The organism is Nocardia stercoris (assembly GCF_003696265.1).
Classification (GTDB): domain Bacteria; phylum Actinomycetota; class Actinomycetes; order Mycobacteriales; family Mycobacteriaceae; genus Nocardia; species Nocardia stercoris.
On record NZ_RFFH01000003.1, the window covers coordinates 510083 to 528425 of the forward strand.

Here is an 18343-nt window from a genome sequence, read left to right on the forward strand (position 1 = left end):
TTCGCCGGCGACCGGTGGCCTCGTTTCTCGTGGTGACCTTTCGCGTGGTCGTGGAGTTGGTGGTGGACTCTGGCCGCGACGGGAGCCGTGGTGCGGCCGGGACGCGGTTGGCCGTCACATAATGCCCGGCGATCGCTGCCTTCGTGCTCACAGTGGTCGTGGACGGCCGCCCGGGTGTGCGAGCGCTGGCCGCGGCCATGCTGCGTGTCCCCCGAAGCCGGTGGGCTGTGACCGTGAGCCCTGTGGCGATGTTGGTCGCCGGTCTGCTGGCCGCCCGTGTCATCGACGGGAAATGGCCCCGGTCAGGAGGCTTCCTCGTCTTCAGCGGCCCTCCGGTGACTGTGTCCGCGCTGCTGATCGGCCGATCCGCCTCCGAGGGCCGTAGCGACGGACGTATTCCAGCAACAGCCACCCTGCACTGCAGTCGCCACGACCGGCGAAATAGCCGTAATCGTCGCCGTTCCACGACACCGCCGGAGGATGTCAACGGTGGCGGAGACCCGGAGTTCCTGGCAGGTACGGTTACGTGCAGATCCAGTACGTGCCGCACCGGGGGCACGTAGTGGATCTACACAACCTGTTTGTGCCGTGTGGGCGGCTGTCGGTTGTGTGGTGTTCACGGTGGTGATCCTTTCCGCTGCGTGGGTGATGTCGGGGATGTGGTCGGCGGGCAGTGTGATGGTGATGGTTACCTGGTCGCGGTCGTCGTGCAGCCGGATGGTGAGCTGGGTGATCTCGAATAGTTTGCGTAGCAACGGTTCCGGCGCGGCGGGGAGGTTGAGCGCCAGGTAGGGCAGGGCGTCGAGAAGTTCGGTGTCGGCGGTGCCGGGTCGATGCGGTTCGGTGTCGTCGGCGGCGTCGAGTTGAGCGATGACCGATAGCGCGGCGGTCTTTTCGGTGTCGAGGTTGTTGTAGGTGCCGCGCAGTCCCTTGGTGAAGGGGTCGTCGGGGTCTCCGTCTTGGGCTTGCCGCAGGATCGAGTTCTGCCGCCGTGTGACGTCGGCGACGACTCGTTGGAGTCGTTCCTGTTCGGCGTGACGTTCCCGTACCGCTCGGTCGTCTATGCCGGCGAGGTCGGCGGCGAGGAGATCGCGGCGGTGCGGGCCGAAGACCCTGTCGGCGAAGAAACGCGTGAGTGCGTCGAGGACGGCGTCTTCGCGAAGGTAGAGGGCTTTGGGATGGTCGGCGTATTTGTCCGGGCGGCCCCGGTTGTTGCCGCGCGGATAGCACATGTAGTAGCCGCTGTCGTGGCGGTAGGTGCCGAACATGCGCCGTCCGCACCCGCAGAACACCATGCCGCGCAACACATAAGTGCGGCGGGTCGCGGGATGGGTGTTTCGGCTGTTGCCGTCGCGGGAACCGCGCCGCGCTTGTCGGCGGGCGGCGAGTTCGTCGTAGATCCATTTCGGGATCAACGGTTCGTGTGCAGGTTCGGTGGACCACACCCACTTCACCTGGTCGTTCACCTTCCCCCGCCGCGACCGTGACGCGCGCCGGTTGAACACCTGGTACCCGGTGTATTTGGGGTTCTTCAGGATCTCGAACACGCTCGTCTTGCCCCAGGCACCCCGGGCCCGTTCCCGTCCGGGTGGTATCGGCGGCGGATATTTCATGGGGTCGGTGTTGAGCCGGTCGGCGATGGTGTCGTAACCGAGCCCTTCGTGGTAGCGCCACAGCGCGATCTGGGTGACCGTTTCCCCGCACGCCCCGTCGGGTTCCAGGCGGCTCTTGGTCTGGCCCTTGGCTGCCTTGGTCGGGTTCGGATGCCGGTAGGCCTTGGCCTTGTACCCGTAGGGCGGCTTGCCGATGTTCCAGCCCTCGCGCACGTGCGTGCACAGCCCGCCCCAGGATTGTTCGAGGGTGTTGAGGACTTCGTATTCGGCGACGGATTGGTTGATCCGGCGTTGGAGAATTCGCTGGGCACGGCTGCCGGACAAGGTGATCGGTTCGTTGGCCGCGAACAGTGGTACTTCGGCCCGTTCGAGTTCGCGTTCGATCGTAAGGCCCTCGAAGGCGCGCCGGGCCACGCGTGAGACCGATTCGCAGATCACGACGTCGAATCGGCGGCCGGGCTGCGATGCCTCGTCCAGCAGGTCGGCAACTCCGCCGTCGCGCGCGATCGGGATGTCGAACCGCTCGTAGTCGGTCCCGTGGCCCCGGGCGTCGAGTTCCATGCGGCCGGACTCGATGTCGTAGTAGTGCGCGACGATGACCCACGATTCGGGGATCACTGTTCTGCTGTTGCCCAGTTGCCGGATGATGGACTGCCGCGGATCCTGCTGGTCCTCGGTGGAGGTGCGCCCGAGGAACGCTACTCGGACCTCGTCCCGCAACACCGAGACCGGCATCCCCAGCGGGGACACCGCGTAGTCGGACAACCCCGACGGCCCCGAGACCGGCACAGACGCCGACCGAGATGCGGACCGGAGGGTCGGTGCGGGGGCGGGCGGGTTGATCGGCGGGTCGTCGGTGGTCATGCGGCGGCACCATCCTGCCTGTGGTGATCATCGGATTGTTGTTGCACCGCCCACTCCAACAATTGCTGGATTGCGTCGGCGAGTTCGCCGCGCAATTGTTCGGAACGGGCGCCGTGAACATATTTGATGTGGCCAGTGTAGCGTCGATCGCCGACGCGCTTCCTGTGCTGAACATACTGCCAAACCGGCTGCTCAAGGCTGGTTTCTTGAAGATTTTCACTGTTATCGGAATGGCCGTTCGAGATTGTTCTACGCCGTAGTGGAATCACTATGGCGTTCGGATTTTCGTCGGAGTTATCGGTGCTTTCGGGAGTGGTGCCAGGTGTGCGCATGGATACCTTTCCAGTCCGCTCGCGATACCCGCTCGTCGCGGGGATGTCGCGAGCGTCGGTTGCGGTTGTCTCCGGTTCCCTGTGTGCTGCTTCGACTCCTCGGTGCCTGTCGGGCTGGCGATCACGTGGTGGTTCGGTTGCGGTGCCAGCTTGACGGACCTTCACTGGCGGCATACTGTAGGAATCATCAACGTACACTGGGTGATTCGTAGGCTTCGATCGACATAGCGGGTCTTGGCAGCGTACCTCTGGTCGCGGGGTCTGTAAACCCCTTTCTCGGAACTTTCTCCAGCCCTTCTGATTTGCGCTGGTCAGAGCCTGGTCCGGGGTGCGGAGACTGGTTGGTGTGTCGCGAGTGCCACCGCACCAAGAGCTCGAACGGCTCTCGCGCCCTGCTTACCGGTGGGGATGTATCTCGGTGCGAGCTGTGATGCAAGGGAACGACTTCCGCTTTCACTCCCACAGCTCAGCGCATGGCAAGGCGGGAAGCCCGTCGTGGACCTCGTCATCGATCCTGACCTGGAGATCGAATTCCGCATAGTTCCTGCCTAATTCGTCCGCGACGTTCTGGGCCTGCTCGGCCGTCGCCTGGTAGTCCAGGCGCAACGCTCCGGACTCGATGTGGATGTGGCGCACCCGTCTTCGCATTGCCTTGTCTCCCTCGCCGATTGGCTGGTCCCGTGCGGTTGCGCGGTGGTGACAGGGTGCGATCGGTGCGGGCCGCCCGATATGTCGGTGTGCCGAGGCGCGTATACGTCCGGCGCATATTCGCAGGCAGCGTGCCGCCATACGCTTTGCGCGCCAGCAGTCTTCGCGCTGCGTTGGGCACGGCAACCATCCGTGACAGAAGGGATCTTTGCTCCATGACCGAGACAGTTTCCGTCGCAACAGCTATCGCCAAACCCGAGCGTCACAAGGTGACCGGCGACGTCCATCTCGTCCTGCGTCGCGGTGGGGAGGTGCTGTTCGGGCAACGCCGCAACACCGGCTTCGCCGACGGCGCGTGGCACCTGCCCGCCGGCCACCTCGAGGCCGGGGAATCGGTTATCGACGCGGTGATCCGAGAGGCTGAGGAGGAGATCGGGATCAGCATCGATCCCACTGACGTCCAGTTCGCCCACATCATGCACAACTCGGGGTCCGGCGGCCGTATGGCCTTCTTCTTCACCGTGCGTACCTGGCAAGGAGATCTGGAGAACCGCGAACCCGACAAATGCTCTGAGCTGCAATGGTTCCCGACCGAGAGCCTCCCGGACAACATGATCGACTACTGCCGCGACGCGATGGCCAACATCAGTGCAGGCAGACCGTTCTCGGTATTCGGCTGGTAGCGATGCACAATCCGCCCGGCCCGGTGGTGTGCGTCAGCTATCTGGCGCTGGCGGAACTCTGGACGGTGCCCCAGTTTCCGCAGGCCAATCACGGGGCACCGATCTTGGGTATGGAGCGGTCCATCGCCGCCGACGGACCGATGACCGCAGCGGCGCTCGCCTCGATGGGAGCGCCGGTTCGCATGATCTCCAACGAGATCGGAGACGACGCGCCTGGCCAATTCGTCCATGACTGGCTGGCCGAGCGTCATCTAACAACCCACACACCACAATCAGGCATCCAGACACCCCGCATCGTGGTGGCCGCTGATGATCTCCACACCCGAACGTGGTTCGCTCATCTACCCGGCATCGCGGACAACCTGACGCGTGCCGACCTGTCCTCCATCGCTGGAGCATCCTGGTTGTACGTCGAGGCCTACGATGTCCTCGGCTCGGCCGTGCTGGAGGCAATCCGCGCGGGCAAGGCCGCGAATGTGCCACTGCTGCTGAACCTTGGAGGGAGCGCGCTCTCCGAGCCGGTACGACAGACCGTGACGGGCTATCCGAAGCTGCTGATCCAGACCAACGTCGATGATGACGAGTACGGCAGTGCGTCGGTCGTGGCCGCGGACCTTCTCAATACGGCCGATGCTGCTTGGGTGATCGTCACCGCCGGAGCGGAGGGGTCCGTAGCGGTAAGCCGGACTGTCGAAGTTTCGGTACCGGCAGTTCGGATGGAGGTTCGCCACACTCACTGCGCCGGCGCGGCCTACTCGGCAGGACTGCTTTACGGCCTGCGCGGCGGGTGGACCATGGCACAGAGCATGTTGCTCGGTTCCGCGAGCGGGGCGTTGCGGTGTGCGCGGCCGCAGGACTCGCCGCTGCCGAGTCTGGACGAGCTGCTGGCTGTCATCGAGGCATTGTCGACCGAGGGCTTTCGCGATTCGGCTTGAGAACCAGCGGCTGGGCAAGCGCACCGATGCCTGTCGTCTGCCACGATAGCGGGGGTGGAGATCGAGCAGACCGACAGTGCAGCAACAGGGTTCGATTCATTTCGGCTACAGGTCGAGAGAAGGCCCGACGCGTATGTGCGTGAACTGTTCATGGTGCGGGTCTATGTCAACGAGGTGGAGATGACCGCCCGCGGTGCGGGTGCGGGCATGGATCCCTACGACCTGCTGGTGCCGACCAACCGTCTGATCGCCGGACAGCAGCCACACACCGTTCCCATCGCACGGTGCTCCTGTGGTGAATATGGTTGCGGGGCAACTGATGTCACCATTACTCGCGATGGTGATGTGGTGCGGTGGCAATGGTCGTTGCGGGAAGCTCCGATGGATCGTGCGGCTGTGTTCGTGGCCGAGGACTACGATCGCGAGGTCGTGCGGATGGCGGCCGATTACTCGTGGGAGACCCCGGGCCGCACGGCAGGGCGGCTGGTGTTGACCGGTGTCGACCGTGCTCATCTACGCGCCTACGGGCTCACGCCCAGCTGGGTCAGCGATCGCCGCAGTGTGTTCGAGATCTGTCTGGGCATCGGTGAGGACTATCAGGTTTTCGTCGACATCGCGCCCTGCGATCGCAGTCCTGAGGAGATTGCCCGCGCAGCGTGCGAGATTCTGGCCCGGCCTCCGCACCAGTGGCAGGCCAGCTGGCATGCGCGGAGGGGTGGCCCACTGGCAGAGCCACCCGCGATCGCCGGGAGTCAGTGGCAGAGACTCCGACCTGGTCGTAGGTGAGCCATCCGCCGGAGTCGCCGCAGCCGGGTCCAACCGGGTGGATCTGGAACGTGTTCGCTCGATGCAGGGCCTGCAGTCGGTGGTTCCGCGACTGGCGACATGGTGGTCCCATCACCTTGGCAGACGACAGTGCCCCTCGGCCAAATGACTGAGGGGCATTGTGCTTTTCCCTAGAACAACCCCCACTCCTGCATCCACCCCGTAACCTCGGCGAACCGGGCCCGGGTCATCGCTTTTCGCTTGGCGTCGATCTCGGGTTCGCTGTTCGCTCCGTACTGCCACCATGCTTCGCCGGTTTGGCGGTCCATGACCAAGAACTTGTCTTTCACCGCCGGCCCGCGGACCACCAAGCTCGCGCTATAGGGCTCAGCCACCACGGCATGAACCATGGAGTGGTGCAGCGCGTAGGTTGTGCCGACCGGTTCCTCTCGAACATGCAGTACCGGTAGCTTGGCGGGTTCCACCTGCTCATCGAGTTCGGTGTTGCCGAACAGGTAGTGGCGGTAGTGGCCCCGCAGGATCCGGCTGGCGTAGCTCCAGCGGTGGTTGTGCGGGCGGTCGAAGTACCCGGGCAGGAAGATGTGCAACCGGATCCGGACCCCGGTGTAGGTGTCGTTGTGCAGCACAACCTTGTCCAGGATGTCGTAGTGCTCGCAGAGTTTCATCAGGTCCGGCCGGTTCGGCAGGTCGAGCAGGCGCTGCCGGATTGCGGCCGGATCGGTTGCCAACATATCCAGGGCTGAGCGGCATTTCGTTTCGACTTCGTCGATGTCGTTCCAGTCGATCCAGGTCAGCTCGCCGGCGATCCGGTCCATCTCATCCATCACGGTCAGTCCTCCGGCTTCGCACTGGACTTCCACAACCGGCAGACGGGCACGATGTCCTCGTAGGCCGCGCAGGAGGAGCCGCCGAGCACCACCTCCTCGGCCGGGCAGCCACCCATGCAGCTGCCGACTTTGCAGCCGCCGCAAGAGCTTTCGGCAAGGACGCTGGTGAACAGCTCGAACTCGTTGGCCCCGTGGTTGAGTTGCACCTGCCCGTCGACCATCTGCGCGAAGTAGAAGTCGGTGTCGAACAGGTATGAGCACACGTAGCAGCGGCCGTCGGGGAAGATCGAGATCCGGTCCAGCGTCCGGCCGATACACCCCTGGTAGCCCTCGGCGGTATAGCGCTGCATCTGATCTCGCCGCGCGTAGGTCGGCTGATACCAGACACGCGTTTTGTGTTCGGGTGCAACGACACTCAGCCGGTCGCAGAAGTTCACCCACTCGAGCGGATTCATCGCCATCTCGGCGTTGCCGTGTCCGGTACCGATGGTCGAGAAGACGTGGAACTTCACCAGGTTCGCGCCCAACTCGTCGGCGATGTCCAGCAGCCGCAGCACATCCGGTTCGTTCGCCTTGTTCACCGTGCAGATGATCCGGGTGTCGAAACCCCGCTCGCACAGCTCCTTCGTGGTCTCCATCGCCGCGTCGAAAGTGCCCGCTCCGCGCACAGCGTCGTGCGTTTCCGCACTGCCGCCATCGAGGCTCACCTGCACGTAGGCGAAGTCCTCCGGGGAGAGCTGCCGGAAGCGCCGCAGCGCTGGCTTTTGCGAGTTCGTCGTGGTGATGACGTGCTCGTAGCCCAGCTGGCGCGCAAGCCGGATCACCTCGCAGTAGTGCGGGTGCAGGGTCGGTTCACCGCCCAGGATGGTGAGCTTGCTGCCACCCAGCTTTCGCCAAGTGGTGAGGGTGTCCGCGATCTTGCCGATCGGCATCTTCAGTGCCCGCTCGAGCCGTTCGCCCATGTAGCAGTGCTCGCAACGGAGTTGGCACGCCTCGGTGATGTAGAGGTAGACGTTGCGGAAGCGGCCATAAGCTACCCGGTCGATCCGCTCGGGCGTCGGCATGGTGAAGCCTCGCGGCATCCGGGCGTGGCCGTAACTGTCGCCGCTGTCTCGCTTCGCTGCCAGTGCGGGCATGGGAAGGTCGGTACTGGTCATTGTGCTGGACTCCGTGAAATAAGCAGCGGGGCAAGCAGTTCCGCTGCCCCGTCGATGGTGTTGGTGGTGTCGAGTTGACTGAGCGGGATCTCCGCTGCTGCCAGGCACGCGCGGATCTCCTCGGCGGACCGGTGGTAGCGCTGCAGCCGTGCCTTGAACAGGCGTGGAGAGTCACCTCGTCGCGGGTGCAGCAATCCGCCGCATCCGGCACAGGTCCACGGATCCACCGCTGTTGCCGTGGCCGGAAGGCGGGGATCGTGGATCGGGTCGCGTTCGCAGTGGTGGCAGACCTTGCGGTTGCGTGCCCGCTGCCGCAGGGTGCGGGCATCGGTGATCACCTCGACGGCCTCCACGTGCGGGACCGGGAACAGTGTCTCGATCGCGGCCATAAGCTGACCGACCTGGATGCCGCTGCCGGGGAAGTTGTCGAGCAACACGGTGTGGACGTCCGGTTCGGTGGTGATGTCCGCGAAGTATCGGCGGACCGCATTGCCGACGGTGAAATCGTCGATCCACCCGAGCTGCTCGGGACTGGATGCGGTGGCGGCGAGCGTCTCCTGCGGGACGTGTTCGCGGAGCCGGAAGATCCGCCGGCCGGGTGCTCTGGACAGCTGTAACGTCAGCGTGGTCTTGCCTGCGGCCGGCGGGCCGAAGATCGGAACTACGAGAGATAACACGCGACCAACCCCTTTCGTATGTGGCCGTTTCGGGTACGGCACCCAGGGTTGGTTTTTCGGTCCGCAATCACCACGACGCGGCCGAATACGGGGTATGCATGGAATGTATTGCGGGCCAGGATGATCAGCGCTACGGTCCGCGCACCAGGGCACACGCGGGGTGGGGTATGGGCACCCCCGGACGATCCGGAGCCGCCATGAAGGCACGACCTGGACAACAACAGCAGCGGTACTGCGCCCGCTGCGGCAGCAGGCTGAGTAACTACAACGCTCGAGCGCTATGCGGTTCCTGCCTGGTCGCAGCCAGGGACGAAGTCAGCCGTGCGCCGATGGTGCCACCTGGATTCTGGGACGTCGACCAGATGCGCGACGCGCTGGCCACTTGGCACCTCGGTCGCGTAATCCTCGCGTACCGGATGCATCCCTATCACGGGCAGCCGATCCCGCAAGAACGGGTCGCGGGCTGGCTGGGGATCACGCAGGCACAGCTCAGCCGACTCGAGAAGGGACCAGCACCGGAAAACCTCAGCAAGCTCCGCAATTGGGCCGAAATCCTGCGTATCCCGTCGGAGTTGCTCTGGTTCAAACTCCGTGCCCCTGAGCCCGCTACCCTGAGTGATGTGAACCGCCAGGACTTCCTTCGCGCGGCTCTCGGCGTCACCGTCACCAGTGCCGCCGCACCGCTGATCGAGCTGCTCGCCGGCGTCGAGCCCACCCCTGTGCCACAAACGGTCGGCCTGGCAGAGATCGAGCAGATCAAGACCACCGCGCGGGAATTCAGTACCTGGGACCACACCTACGGCGGTGGCCTCGTTCGTGAAGCAGTCGGTGCCCAGTTGCGCTATGCCGTCGGATTGCTCAATGCCCGCTGCTCCGAACGGCATCGATCCGAATTACGCAGCGCGGTCGGATTCCTGGGCCACACAGCGGCATTCATGGCTTTCGACGCCTACGCCCACGCCGACGCGCGCAGCATGTTCCGGTTGGCCTGGACCTGCGCCGAAGACGCCGGCGACTGGCACCTCCGCGGCAAAGTGCTGTCCTCGATGGCGCGCCAAGCCATCTGGTGCGGCAGCCCCGATGAAGGATTGACCTTCGTCGAACTGGCCATGGTCCGATCCGATCGCCTGGCCCCGACCGAACGCGCGATGCTCCACGCCGCACGGGCACGAGCGCTCGCCAAACTGCACCGCACCGAAGAGGCTGTCGCCGCGATCGGCCAGGCCGACGAGGAATTCTCCAACGCCACGCCCAGCAACGACCCGCCGTGGATGGCGTACTACGACGCAGCCCAACATGCAGGCGACACCGGGCATGCCCTGTTCGACCTGGCGATCGATGGCCACTTTGTCGGCGAGGCCCGTGCCCGGTTTCAGACAGCGATCGACGGACACACCGAGGCGTATGTCCGCTCCCGCGCCATTTCAGGGATCAAACTGGCCTCCCTCACGATGGCCACCGGTGATCCGCTCGAAGCAGCCACCTTCGGGCGGTCAGCTCTCGTTGATGCCGGACACGTTCGATCACGACGTGCTGCGGACGACCTGCGCGAGCTTGCCCGGCTGTCACAGCCGTTCAGCGGCACAACCGAAGTCGAGCAGCTGCACGACCAGATCCAGACGACAGTGGCGGGCGTGTGAGTCCTGATCTCCACGACCCCGACACCAAGTCCATCCTGGAAACGGCCTGCGGAAGAGTCGGTCTCGATTGCGCCCGTTCCGAACTGCTGCGTCTGGGTGAGAACGCGATCTATCGATTGCCCGGAGGTGTCATCGCTCGTATCAGCCGACCCGGGCAGCGAACCGCCGCGCAACGTGAAGTCGACGTCTCCCGCTGGCTGGAGATGTCCAGCATCCCTGCGGTGCAGCTGATTTCGGGCCGCGAGCAGCCTGTTGTCGTAGACGACCGGGCGGTGACCTTCTGGAAGGAGCTGCCGCCGCATCGGCACGGCACCTCGTCCGAAGTCGCGGCGGTCCTCAAGCGGTTGCATACGGTGGCACCGCCAACGAGCTTCACGCTCGGCGAGGTTTCGCCGTTTGTGAGGCTGGACGAGCGAATCGGCGCTGCGACTGTGCTTTCCGACGACGACCGCCGCTGGATGTACCGTCATCTGACGGAGTTACAGCAACGGTGGACCGAGCTGCCGGAAGGACTGCCCTGGTGTGTGATCCATGGCGATGCGTGGGTCGGTAACGTCGTCGCAACTGATACCGGGCAGGTCATCCTGCTCGACCTCGAACGGACGTCGATCGGTCCGCCCGAGTGGGATCTGGTGCACACGGCGATCAAGTGGTTGTCCTTCGGCTGGATAACCGAAGTGGACTACCAAAGGTTTTCCACCACCTACGGCCACGATGTGACGGCATGGCCGGGATTCGAACTACTTCGCGATATTCGGGAGTTCCGTATGACGACGATGGCGCTGCAGACGGCAAGTGTGCAACCACGCTGGCAGGCCCAGGCTGCGCTGCGACTGAGGTCGATCCAGGGGGCGCGCGGACCCCGACCGTGGAGTGAGTGGCAGGCATTGGCGTGAAACCGCTCGCTATGCGCTGGGTGTTGTCGTGATTGGGAATGCGAGACCAAACGCGATCATGCTGGCGGTAATACACGGTCGAGCCAGCGGCGGTCTGCGTCGAGATTTTTGAAGTCGGGCCGGAACCCGATCGTGCGGGGTTGTGGGTTGTGGCAGAACCGGAGCTGAAGAATCGACTTGTGGCCTGATGGTGGTCCGAGTTCGATCCAGCATGTCGCTGATCGCGCGGATCCAGCACTGTCGCAATAGCAGTCGATGTCTTTGACCACGAGCGGTATTCCGAGACGGGTGTCGGTGAGGCGGTCGACGAATCGTCGATGGTAGGCGCCGGCGGTGGTGGTCGAGTTCAGTTCGAACCTGAACTGCCCAAAGGAGGACCAGCCCTTGGTATAGAACGCCTGCGACGTGCTGTGGAACAGGTAGAGGCGGCGCAGCAGCGCCGAACCCAGCCACCCGAACTCCGGGAACGAACGTAGCTGCCAGCCGATGTAGTCCCGCTCGATGTCACCCACGCCCGCCCCGGCATCCCACAGCGGGCGTTGCCCCAACTCCTGTAGGTCGGCGTGGACCGTGTCTACTGAGGCGCGCCAGCGTGCGTGGGGTGCGCACCGCAGCACGACGACAGCAGAGGTATCGGCCATCCGTAGTTCCAGACTGCGGCCCTGGATCAGCCCGAGCCGCAGCCCGGCCACCCCGGTGACGAACGACCCATCTCCCGCATCCACCGACGGCACCAAGCGGCGCAATACATCGGTCGCGGCGTCGTCGGTCTCGCCGAATGCCGCGATGCGCTCGTCCACATCGAGAACGAGTGCATCGCGCTGCGGGCGGACCCGCGAGATCGAAAAGGGGTGCAGCGACCACTCCCGGGAAAAGGTGAGGTGGTCGAGAATTTCGGCTTCCAACCGCATCTGGTCACCGGTAGCGGACGGGATCGACGTGCGGTGACTGGGTTGGATCCACCGCGCCGTTTGGGCGGACTCGCCGGTGTAGGTTCGGTAGGCGCGAATTTCGTCGGTGACGCGTCCATGAGCAGCCATCGAAGGGTCCATTCGGGGCACCGCCGCCCTGGGTGCCCGCCATGGTCGGCGGGCCGCGTTGTGCGGCCCGCGTGTGCGGATGGGTGCTGCCGAGTGTGCCGGGTGGAGCGCGTTCGCTTCTTCATCCCTCAAGTCGGCACTGCCGTGGGGCGGCACAGTGCCGGAGAAGGCCCTCCCGTATGGGCCGCCGCCGATACTGGCAGCAGCTTCCGGTCCGGTCAAGCATCTACACGCACCGGTGTGTCCAGCCAACGTGCATATGGCCGGACACGGGCGACGTCACCCGATGGATCACTGGGCTATGGGCCCGTTGGTATCCGGCTGGAAGACTACGGTGGCAGAGCGAGACGGCGGTGTTCTCGGGCAAGTGTGAGGTGAACGAGAATGCGATCAGCTGAAGGATCTTCCGCGCCGGGCCCGCGCACGGTCGAGCAGTGGCGCGCCTATCTGGCCGACTACAGCGCCGACATCCTGCGCGTTGCCGAGGACGGAGAACCATCCGGCGTCAGCGATGAGCAGCGAGCCGCGGGCTGGCTGGGCTACGAGGGCGCGAGCGCGGAGCAGCTGGCGGAACTGGAGCAGCGGCTCGGTACCCGCCTCCCGCCCAGCTATCGCACATTCCTGGGTGCCTCCGATGGCTGGTTGCACCTGAGCTCGTTCATGTGGGAGATGCGCACGGCCGGCACAGTCGCCTGGCAGACCGAGACGGACGCGGGCCTGCACGGCTTCTCCGACGGCGCCGAGAAGGCGATACTCGAACGCGCACTGCTGATCTCGGCACACGGCGACGAGCAGTACTGGCTGCTCGACCCGGAGGACGTATCCGAGAACGAGGAATGGGCCGCGTACCTCTGGGCGAGCTGGATTCCCGGTCTGGGCGAGCGGCATGCGTCGTTCGCCGAGCTGGTGCTGGCCGAGCGCGCCAGCTTCGAGCAGCTCGCGGGCTATGACGGCCGCGGTGTGCACCCGGAGGGCGTCGAGGAATTCCTCGCTCAGGGTCGGGCGCAGGCACTGCGGGGTGAGGCCGAGCAGGCGATCGACAGCTTCGCCCGCGCCGCGGTCAAGGGTGCGGGCGCAGGTATGTACCTGAAGACCATCCTGAGCGCCTTCCTGGACCTGCGGTCCGTCCACCACGAGATCCGCAACCAGGTTCTCGGCCACGATCATGTCGTCGCCGAGGTCGGTGCGGATCTGGTACTGGCCGAGGCTGTCCCGCTGTATCTGCGCCGGACGGTGGAGGAGCACGAACAGTACGGGCGGGGAGCCGGAATTGCGGGTGGGGACTACCTCACCCGGCTGGTTCCCGAGCTGAGCTTTTCGGTCCAGGAATCCAAGTCGGTCGAGGAATCCAGGAACGAGTGGTTCGAGCGCGCCGCCGCCCACGTGTCGCCTACCCTGCCCGAACCGCCGGCCTTCCAGCAGGCCCTGGACCGTGCCCGTGTGCTCGTCGCACTGGACCGGGCGGACGAGGCGTGGTCTGTCATCGAAGCCGCTGTGCCGCACTGGCATTCCGGCAACCCGAACCGCATCGCCCCGGTCGTTCTGCTCACCGATCCGCTCCTGCGCCACGTGATCACCCCCGACCGGGCTCGGCTGGTGGTGACCACCCTTCGTGGCCTGAACGATGCATAGTGCATGTTGGCGGTTGCCACGCTCCCCGGTCGGCTCTCGAACCCCGCTTGCCGCGCGGGTACTGACCGGTTTGGACCTGGAGCTGCGACCCCACCGCCCGCTGCCTGCGACCGAGTCCAGCGGGGCCGAAATCTTGTCTCCGCCATTGCAACCGGCCAGGACCCGCCGCGACGCGAGATCGTGGTGCGAGCCTTGGCTGATGCGGTGAACTGAATCGGTGCCGCCTTTACCCGATCATCTTGCGGAGGCCGGCAACGTCGTCGGCGCTGAGGCCGTACGCAAGCAGGTAACTGACGATGAAGTCATCGTCGAAGCCAGCTTCGCGGATCTCGCGGGCGATAGTCGGGACCATTACCTGGACGTTCTCGCCCGCTCCGCGGTGGTAGCCGTTGTTGCCGTAAAGCGCGAGTTGTTCAAACCGTGAACGGATTTCGTCGGGCACGGGTTCTGCTGGGGTGCCGGTGAGGGCATCCACCGCGCCGACCGCCGCCGCCCAGCCCGCCAAGGGCACCCTGATAATGCTGGGCGGGCCTTCCAAGACGGCGACGACTCCGGAGCGCGCCTCCTCCACCGCCATCGCCATTTCCTTGATGGTCGGGTAGTCGCAGAACACCGGTCCCCGAGCTAGCCCTGTCTTTCCGGACTTGGGTGTCACGGTGCGGTCATCACCCAGCCCGAACGATGTTCCGCCCAGACGTTCCGCGACGCGGATCGCGGATGACAGGTCCGTTCCTGTCGATTTCACGTGTCTCCGCAGCGCCGATTCGTGTTCGGATTTCGCGGAGGGGCTGTTTTCTGCCCACGGAATCCAGGCGCCGCTATGTCTGATCGCCAGTTGCATGGATCACAGTCAACCGCAGCGGTCCGACAGAAGCCGAGCACCCCTCCTGCCCGGCCGCCCGCGGGCCCTGGATTTAGGCGGTTTGCACGACCGCGCGGGCGAGCGCGGCAACCGCGTCTGGACTGCCAGCCAAGCGCACCCGTCGCGCGGCGGTTCGACGGCCGGCACCTGATCTGCGATTCCGCCGATTCCGCAAGACTTGATCACGAGCCTGATGGCCGCGAACTGATCGGTCAGGTTCGGTCGATTCGTTTGAGCGCCGTCCGTATGTGAGCTCGGAGGTTTCGGTCGGGCAGGTCGGCCATTGCGGTGATGACTTGTCGGGCAGGTTCGTATCTCATCTGCCCAAGTACTTTGACGGCGTAGGTCCGGACGGTCGGATCGTTGAGCACAGTGATCAGAATGGTGGGGACGCGGTCGTCCCGGGTCTTGGGTAGGCCCAGAATGATCGCTGCACGTGTCTCGCCGTAGCTGCGGTTCAGGGCGAGGTCGATCAGGTCGTCGGCGATAGCGGGTCCTGCGGTTCGGTGGAGCCCTTCGGCTACTGCAAATCGGATCCGCTCACTGATTGTTCGCTGTCCGGGCGGGGTCTGAGGGTCGCCTGGCCAGGTCGGGTTGCGGAAGTACTGGAGGAAGATCTGCTGTCTCTGCTTCTTGGCGGGACCGACGAACGCCAGCGCGGACACGATGGACTCGAAGAGTGGCATGTAGTCCACGCGGGGCAGCCAGTCGAGCAGGACGGGTACGGCGGAGCGATAGTCCATGCGTCGCTGGTACAGGTCTTGGACCGACTCGACGTGGAAGCCGAGGACGGTGAGATCAGCGAGAATTCCGACTGCCGACTCGTCGTACCTGCGTTTCGCTTCGGCGGCCGCCGGTCTGCTTTCGACCGCCGCACGGATGGCTGGGTCGTTGAGTACCTTGGCGACCAGCTGTCCGTGTGTCATCGGGCGAGGTGCGTCGGTTTCCGCCATGTAGCGATACCGTACAGATCGCTGTTGTCAGCTGGTGCCGATGTTGTTCAGGCCGAAGTCGTTTGGAGTCGGCTCCCATTCCGGAGTGGCGGCCCGCCGCCCTAGGTGACGGTGTCCGAAGGCCAGCGGCGGAGATGACCGCGGGTCAGCTGGTGCTCGGACACCGAACTCCACTTCCCCCGTGACGCCGCCGAATATCCGAGTGTCACGGATCCGCCGACTCGGCGGGGTACGTGGTCGGTCGGACCCTGTCGGCTCGGCCGGATTTCGGTGTTACCTCGTCGATCTCGGGCACCGACCCCACTGTGCTGGCCTATGCCACTGGACGGTGTGCCACCCCTCGCGGCGTGGGAGTATGGGCAACCTGATGAGACGAACCCTCGCGATCGCGGCCGGCGGGGGCGGCGATGCCGTCACCGCCGCGATCCTCGCCCGTACTCTCGCCGACCAGCGCGACATCGTAGCCATCATGTCCTGGTCCTGGGACCGTCTGATGATCGACCCGACTCCCGGGCCCCGCGGCCGGAATGACTTCATCGGCCTCACCGATCACGGCGGAATCGCTCAGGTCACCCCACAGTCGCGGTTGCGCGGTCCCGGCCGATCGACGCTGGTCCGGCTCGCCGCCGAGGTTCAGCTCCCGCTGCTGCTGCTCGACGGGGCTCGTGGCGCCGTCGGCCTCGGCGAGCAATTCCGCACGGCAGCACAGGTATTCGGTGCCGACGAACTTATCATCGTCGATGTCGGAGGCGATGTCGTCGCGTCCGGGCACGAGCCCGGCTTGCGGAGCCCCCTAGCTGACAGTCTGGTCGTAGCCGGTGCCGAACGGTCGGGGGTGCCGGCCGAGGTCGTAGTGACTGGGCTCGGGCTCGACGCGGAACTCACTATGGGAGAGGCCCGGGCCGCGCTGGCCGCACGCGGCGGAGAGCTGCTACCCGCCGTGGTATCGGCAGCGGATGCCGCCCCGTTCGGTCGGGTGTGGGACTGGCATCCGTCGGAGGCCAACGGCATGCTCTCTGTGGCTGCCGTCGGCTGGCGTGGTGTGGTTGAGCCGCAACGGGACTCGCGCGTGTACATCACCGACGATGTCGTCGGTATCTACCAAGTTTCCCTGGACGCGACCGTCGCCGGCAGCCTCGCCGAGCACCTGTTGACGACCGGTTCTCTCGGCGATGCCGAGGATCGGCTTCGTGCTGTGTGGGGTGCATCCGAGATCGACTACGAGCGCCGCAAGGCTGCGTCCAGGCCTGTCGCCCGGACGCCGGACGACACCACTGTCGAGGTCGTCGACCGGCACGCCACCGAGGCCGCCGGGCGCGGTATAGACGCGGTGACCGTCCGCAGGCTCTGCGAACTCACTGCCGCCACGGGAGTTGCCGAGAGCGCGTGCCTGCGTGCTCTGCTGGCTCGTGAGCGCGTCACCCAGTTCCGGCCGCCGCTGTTCCTGACGCGCCGCCAGCCGGACCGGCCGTGAACGCGCTTCACAGCATGTGATCCGAATGGCGATGCCAGGCAGCGTATTTCGAGCCAAACTGCTCCGAATTGCTGCACCACCACCAGGTCCACTCTGCGTGATTCGATGTCCGAATGCTTTGCGCCCCAATAGGGGGCGTGCGAAACTGACTGGCCGCAAGACCGTAGTAGAGGTGGGGGATGGTGGACCACGAGTCAGCCGAACAGTCTGGGACGGACAGCAAGCTCTCTTCCCTGGGGCGCAGGTGGGCGGGCCTCCCGGCGAAGGTAAAGGTCGCCGTCGCTGCCCCAGTTGGCGGTATTGCCCTTGGCCTGCTGATCGCGATCCTTTGGAATGCTGGCGCCCACTCGGGCTCAGACTCGATCTCGGACGCGGGTTACACGTCAGCGGTGGCCGGCTCCTGCTACCACCCGATGACGACCTGCCCGCGGACCCCGGAATCGGCGGCAGCCTCGGTCTCGGTATCTACAAGTGCTGTGGTGCCCACCTCTAGTGTCAACCCTGTTCCCGCCAGCGTTGCCCCCACTCCTACGACCACTGTCGCCACCACCACGGCCGTACCGATGCACCCCGTGGTGCAGGCGACTGGACACGGCAGCCTCGGGAACATCCGAGTCGCGCGCAGTGGACATTTCAGTTCCGGAGCCGACGGTCATCCCGACTATGTGCACATCGTCCAAGCCACCGCACGGCGAGACGACTCCACACTTACCGTGACTTTCACGCTCAGCGGTCCGGTCACCGGCGACAATCTTTCTCTCTCAGTGTGGTTCGGTGCCGGCGACGGTACTGACGGGATGATCGATATCAGCGACAGCGAAGGCATATGGGATATCGGTGTCTCCGGGCCGGATGACGCGGCGGCCGGCCAAACCACGGTGAGCCCAACCATCAACGGGAACACGGTCACTGCGCGCCTTCCGCTGCATGTTGCGATTTCTGGCAATCTGGCAGGCTCCAGCACCGTCGATCTGAGCAGCTTCACCCACATTGGGTGGGCGTCGTCTGCGTTGGTCGACGGCGCGTCCTGGATGGATGGTTGTCCAACCGACGGCGAATCCGCTGGCAACCCAGGGGCTTGGGAAATTCCGATGAGCTGAGCAGCTGCGGATGATCCGGTGCCCGCGGCGGTGGCTGCGGCGCTACCGGACTGCGGCCTGGCCGGACTTGCTTCGGCCCGGCGAAGGGCGACCGGCTGCCGCATGAACCCGGAGTCGACTCGGGGGGTGCGTGGTCCGTCGGATCCGGTCAGCTTGGCCGGATTTCGGTACCGGACGGCCGTGAAAAATCGGGCATCTGGCCCGGCTTGAGGTCCTGTGCGGAA

17 protein-coding genes are annotated in these 18343 nt (G+C 65.2%); 8 read left to right on the forward strand and 9 right to left on the reverse strand.

All coding sequences use genetic code 11. From position 1 onward, the window contains the following. Positions 1-302: 302 nt before the first annotated feature. The 3 genes from EBN03_RS10730 to EBN03_RS10740 all read right to left on the reverse strand — a co-directional run bounded on the left by EBN03_RS10730 (position 303) and on the right by EBN03_RS10740 (position 3457). The gene (locus EBN03_RS10730; RefSeq protein ID WP_122187771.1) at positions 303-2477 is read right to left on the reverse strand and encodes a recombinase family protein; all 2175 of its coding nucleotides are present in this window, start codon (positions 2475-2477) and stop codon (positions 303-305) included. After that, entirely contained in the window at positions 2474-2809 is a 336-nt protein-coding gene (locus EBN03_RS33655; protein WP_147471521.1) for a hypothetical protein, read from the reverse strand. Before EBN03_RS33655 ends, EBN03_RS10730 begins: the two co-directional genes overlap by 4 nt. 453 nt (positions 2810-3262) lie before the next feature. Beyond that, positions 3263-3457: a hypothetical protein gene (locus tag EBN03_RS10740; RefSeq protein WP_147471522.1), complete on the reverse strand. Its 195-nt coding sequence runs from the start codon at positions 3455-3457 to the stop codon at positions 3263-3265. Positions 3458-3672: 215 nt separating this feature from the next. Between EBN03_RS10740 and EBN03_RS10745 the strand changes: the two genes are divergently transcribed. Genes EBN03_RS10745 through EBN03_RS10755 form a run of 3 tightly spaced genes read left to right on the forward strand, consistent with a single transcriptional unit; the run spans position 3673 to position 5861 of the window. After that, positions 3673-4140 carry an NUDIX hydrolase gene (locus EBN03_RS10745; protein ID WP_122187774.1) on the forward strand — a complete coding sequence of 156 codons (468 nt, stop codon included), beginning with the start codon at positions 3673-3675 and terminating at the stop codon, positions 4138-4140. Between the two features lie 2 nt (positions 4141-4142). Next, on the forward strand, positions 4143-5075 hold the full coding sequence (locus tag EBN03_RS10750) for a carbohydrate kinase family protein (RefSeq protein ID WP_122187775.1): 933 nt from the start codon (positions 4143-4145) through the stop codon (positions 5073-5075). A gap of 54 nt (positions 5076-5129) precedes the next feature. After that, the gene (locus tag EBN03_RS10755) at positions 5130-5861 is read left to right on the forward strand and encodes a hypothetical protein (protein WP_122187776.1); all 732 of its coding nucleotides are present in this window, start codon (positions 5130-5132) and stop codon (positions 5859-5861) included. A 170-nt stretch (positions 5862-6031) separates the two neighbouring features. On the opposite strand, the gene EBN03_RS10760 is transcribed toward EBN03_RS10755, so the two are convergent. Genes EBN03_RS10760 through EBN03_RS10770 form a run of 3 tightly spaced genes read right to left on the reverse strand, consistent with a single transcriptional unit; the run spans position 6032 to position 8522 of the window. Next, entirely contained in the window at positions 6032-6685 is a 654-nt protein-coding gene (locus EBN03_RS10760) for a hypothetical protein (protein WP_233608298.1), read from the reverse strand. Positions 6686-6690: 5 nt separating this feature from the next. Next, complete coding sequence (locus tag EBN03_RS10765; RefSeq protein WP_122187777.1) at positions 6691-7845, reverse strand: radical SAM protein; 1155 nt, start codon at positions 7843-7845, stop codon at positions 6691-6693. Next, positions 7842-8522: an adenylate kinase family protein gene (locus EBN03_RS10770; protein WP_122187778.1), complete on the reverse strand. Its 681-nt coding sequence runs from the start codon at positions 8520-8522 to the stop codon at positions 7842-7844. Before EBN03_RS10770 ends, EBN03_RS10765 begins: the two co-directional genes overlap by 4 nt. Positions 8523-8719: 197 nt before the next feature. Between EBN03_RS10770 and EBN03_RS10775 the strand changes: the two genes are divergently transcribed. Both EBN03_RS10775 and EBN03_RS10780 read left to right on the forward strand, forming a co-directional pair. Next, positions 8720-10162, forward strand: coding sequence for a helix-turn-helix domain-containing protein (locus tag EBN03_RS10775; protein WP_233608299.1), 1443 nt, complete (start codon positions 8720-8722; stop codon positions 10160-10162). Next, positions 10159-11058: a phosphotransferase enzyme family protein gene (locus EBN03_RS10780; RefSeq protein WP_122187779.1), complete on the forward strand. Its 900-nt coding sequence runs from the start codon at positions 10159-10161 to the stop codon at positions 11056-11058. Before EBN03_RS10775 ends, EBN03_RS10780 begins: the two co-directional genes overlap by 4 nt. 56 nt (positions 11059-11114) lie before the next feature. Here the strand turns inward: EBN03_RS10780 and EBN03_RS10785 are convergent, their stop codons facing one another. Further along, positions 11115-12110: a hypothetical protein gene (locus EBN03_RS10785; protein WP_147471523.1), complete on the reverse strand. Its 996-nt coding sequence runs from the start codon at positions 12108-12110 to the stop codon at positions 11115-11117. Between the two features lie 372 nt (positions 12111-12482). Here EBN03_RS10785 and EBN03_RS10790 point away from each other — a divergent pair, with 372 nt between their 5' ends. Further along, positions 12483-13730: an SMI1/KNR4 family protein gene (locus tag EBN03_RS10790; protein WP_122187781.1), complete on the forward strand. Its 1248-nt coding sequence runs from the start codon at positions 12483-12485 to the stop codon at positions 13728-13730. 226 nt (positions 13731-13956) lie between these two features. Here EBN03_RS10790 and EBN03_RS33660 read toward each other — a convergent pair whose 3' ends face one another. Further along, complete coding sequence (locus EBN03_RS33660; RefSeq protein ID WP_147471524.1) at positions 13957-14571, reverse strand: hypothetical protein; 615 nt, start codon at positions 14569-14571, stop codon at positions 13957-13959. A gap of 233 nt (positions 14572-14804) precedes the next feature. Further along, positions 14805-15545 (reverse strand): HEAT repeat domain-containing protein, encoded by a 741-nt coding sequence (locus EBN03_RS10800; protein ID WP_147471525.1) that lies wholly within the window; start codon positions 15543-15545, stop codon positions 14805-14807. Positions 15546-15912: 367 nt separating this feature from the next. Here EBN03_RS10800 and EBN03_RS10805 point away from each other — a divergent pair, with 367 nt between their 5' ends. Both EBN03_RS10805 and EBN03_RS10810 read left to right on the forward strand, forming a co-directional pair. Beyond that, a complete protein-coding gene (locus EBN03_RS10805) occupies positions 15913-17019 on the forward strand; it encodes a DUF1152 domain-containing protein (RefSeq protein WP_158675588.1) in 1107 nt (368 codons plus the stop codon). Positions 17020-17732: 713 nt separating this feature from the next. Next, positions 17733-18119: a hypothetical protein gene (locus EBN03_RS10810; protein ID WP_147471526.1), complete on the forward strand. Its 387-nt coding sequence runs from the start codon at positions 17733-17735 to the stop codon at positions 18117-18119. Positions 18120-18343 lie beyond the last annotated feature (224 nt).

Excerpts from the sequence above, each read along its gene's own strand:
- EBN03_RS10740 (WP_147471522.1), bottom strand. The coding sequence starts at position 3,457 with ATGCGAAGACGGGTGCGCCACATCCACATCGAGTCCGGAGCGTTGCGC.
- EBN03_RS10790 (WP_122187781.1), top strand. The coding sequence starts at position 12,483 with ATGCGATCAGCTGAAGGATCTTCCGCGCCGGGCCCGCGCACGGTCGAG.
- EBN03_RS10745 (WP_122187774.1), top strand. The coding sequence starts at position 3,673 with ATGACCGAGACAGTTTCCGTCGCAACAGCTATCGCCAAACCCGAGCGT.
- EBN03_RS33660 (WP_147471524.1), bottom strand. The coding sequence starts at position 14,571 with ATGCAACTGGCGATCAGACATAGCGGCGCCTGGATTCCGTGGGCAGAA.
- EBN03_RS10800 (WP_147471525.1), bottom strand. The coding sequence starts at position 15,545 with ATGGCGGAAACCGACGCACCTCGCCCGATGACACACGGACAGCTGGTC.
- EBN03_RS10785 (WP_147471523.1), bottom strand. The coding sequence starts at position 12,110 with ATGGACCCTTCGATGGCTGCTCATGGACGCGTCACCGACGAAATTCGC.
- EBN03_RS10805 (WP_158675588.1), top strand. The coding sequence starts at position 15,913 with ATGAGACGAACCCTCGCGATCGCGGCCGGCGGGGGCGGCGATGCCGTC.
- EBN03_RS10775 (WP_233608299.1), top strand. The coding sequence starts at position 8,720 with ATGAAGGCACGACCTGGACAACAACAGCAGCGGTACTGCGCCCGCTGC.
- EBN03_RS33655 (WP_147471521.1), bottom strand. The coding sequence starts at position 2,809 with ATGCGCACACCTGGCACCACTCCCGAAAGCACCGATAACTCCGACGAA.
- EBN03_RS10730 (WP_122187771.1), bottom strand. The coding sequence starts at position 2,477 with ATGACCACCGACGACCCGCCGATCAACCCGCCCGCCCCCGCACCGACC.
- EBN03_RS10760 (WP_233608298.1), bottom strand. The coding sequence starts at position 6,685 with ATGGATGAGATGGACCGGATCGCCGGCGAGCTGACCTGGATCGACTGG.
- EBN03_RS10765 (WP_122187777.1), bottom strand. The coding sequence starts at position 7,845 with ATGACCAGTACCGACCTTCCCATGCCCGCACTGGCAGCGAAGCGAGAC.
- EBN03_RS10750 (WP_122187775.1), top strand. The coding sequence starts at position 4,143 with ATGCACAATCCGCCCGGCCCGGTGGTGTGCGTCAGCTATCTGGCGCTG.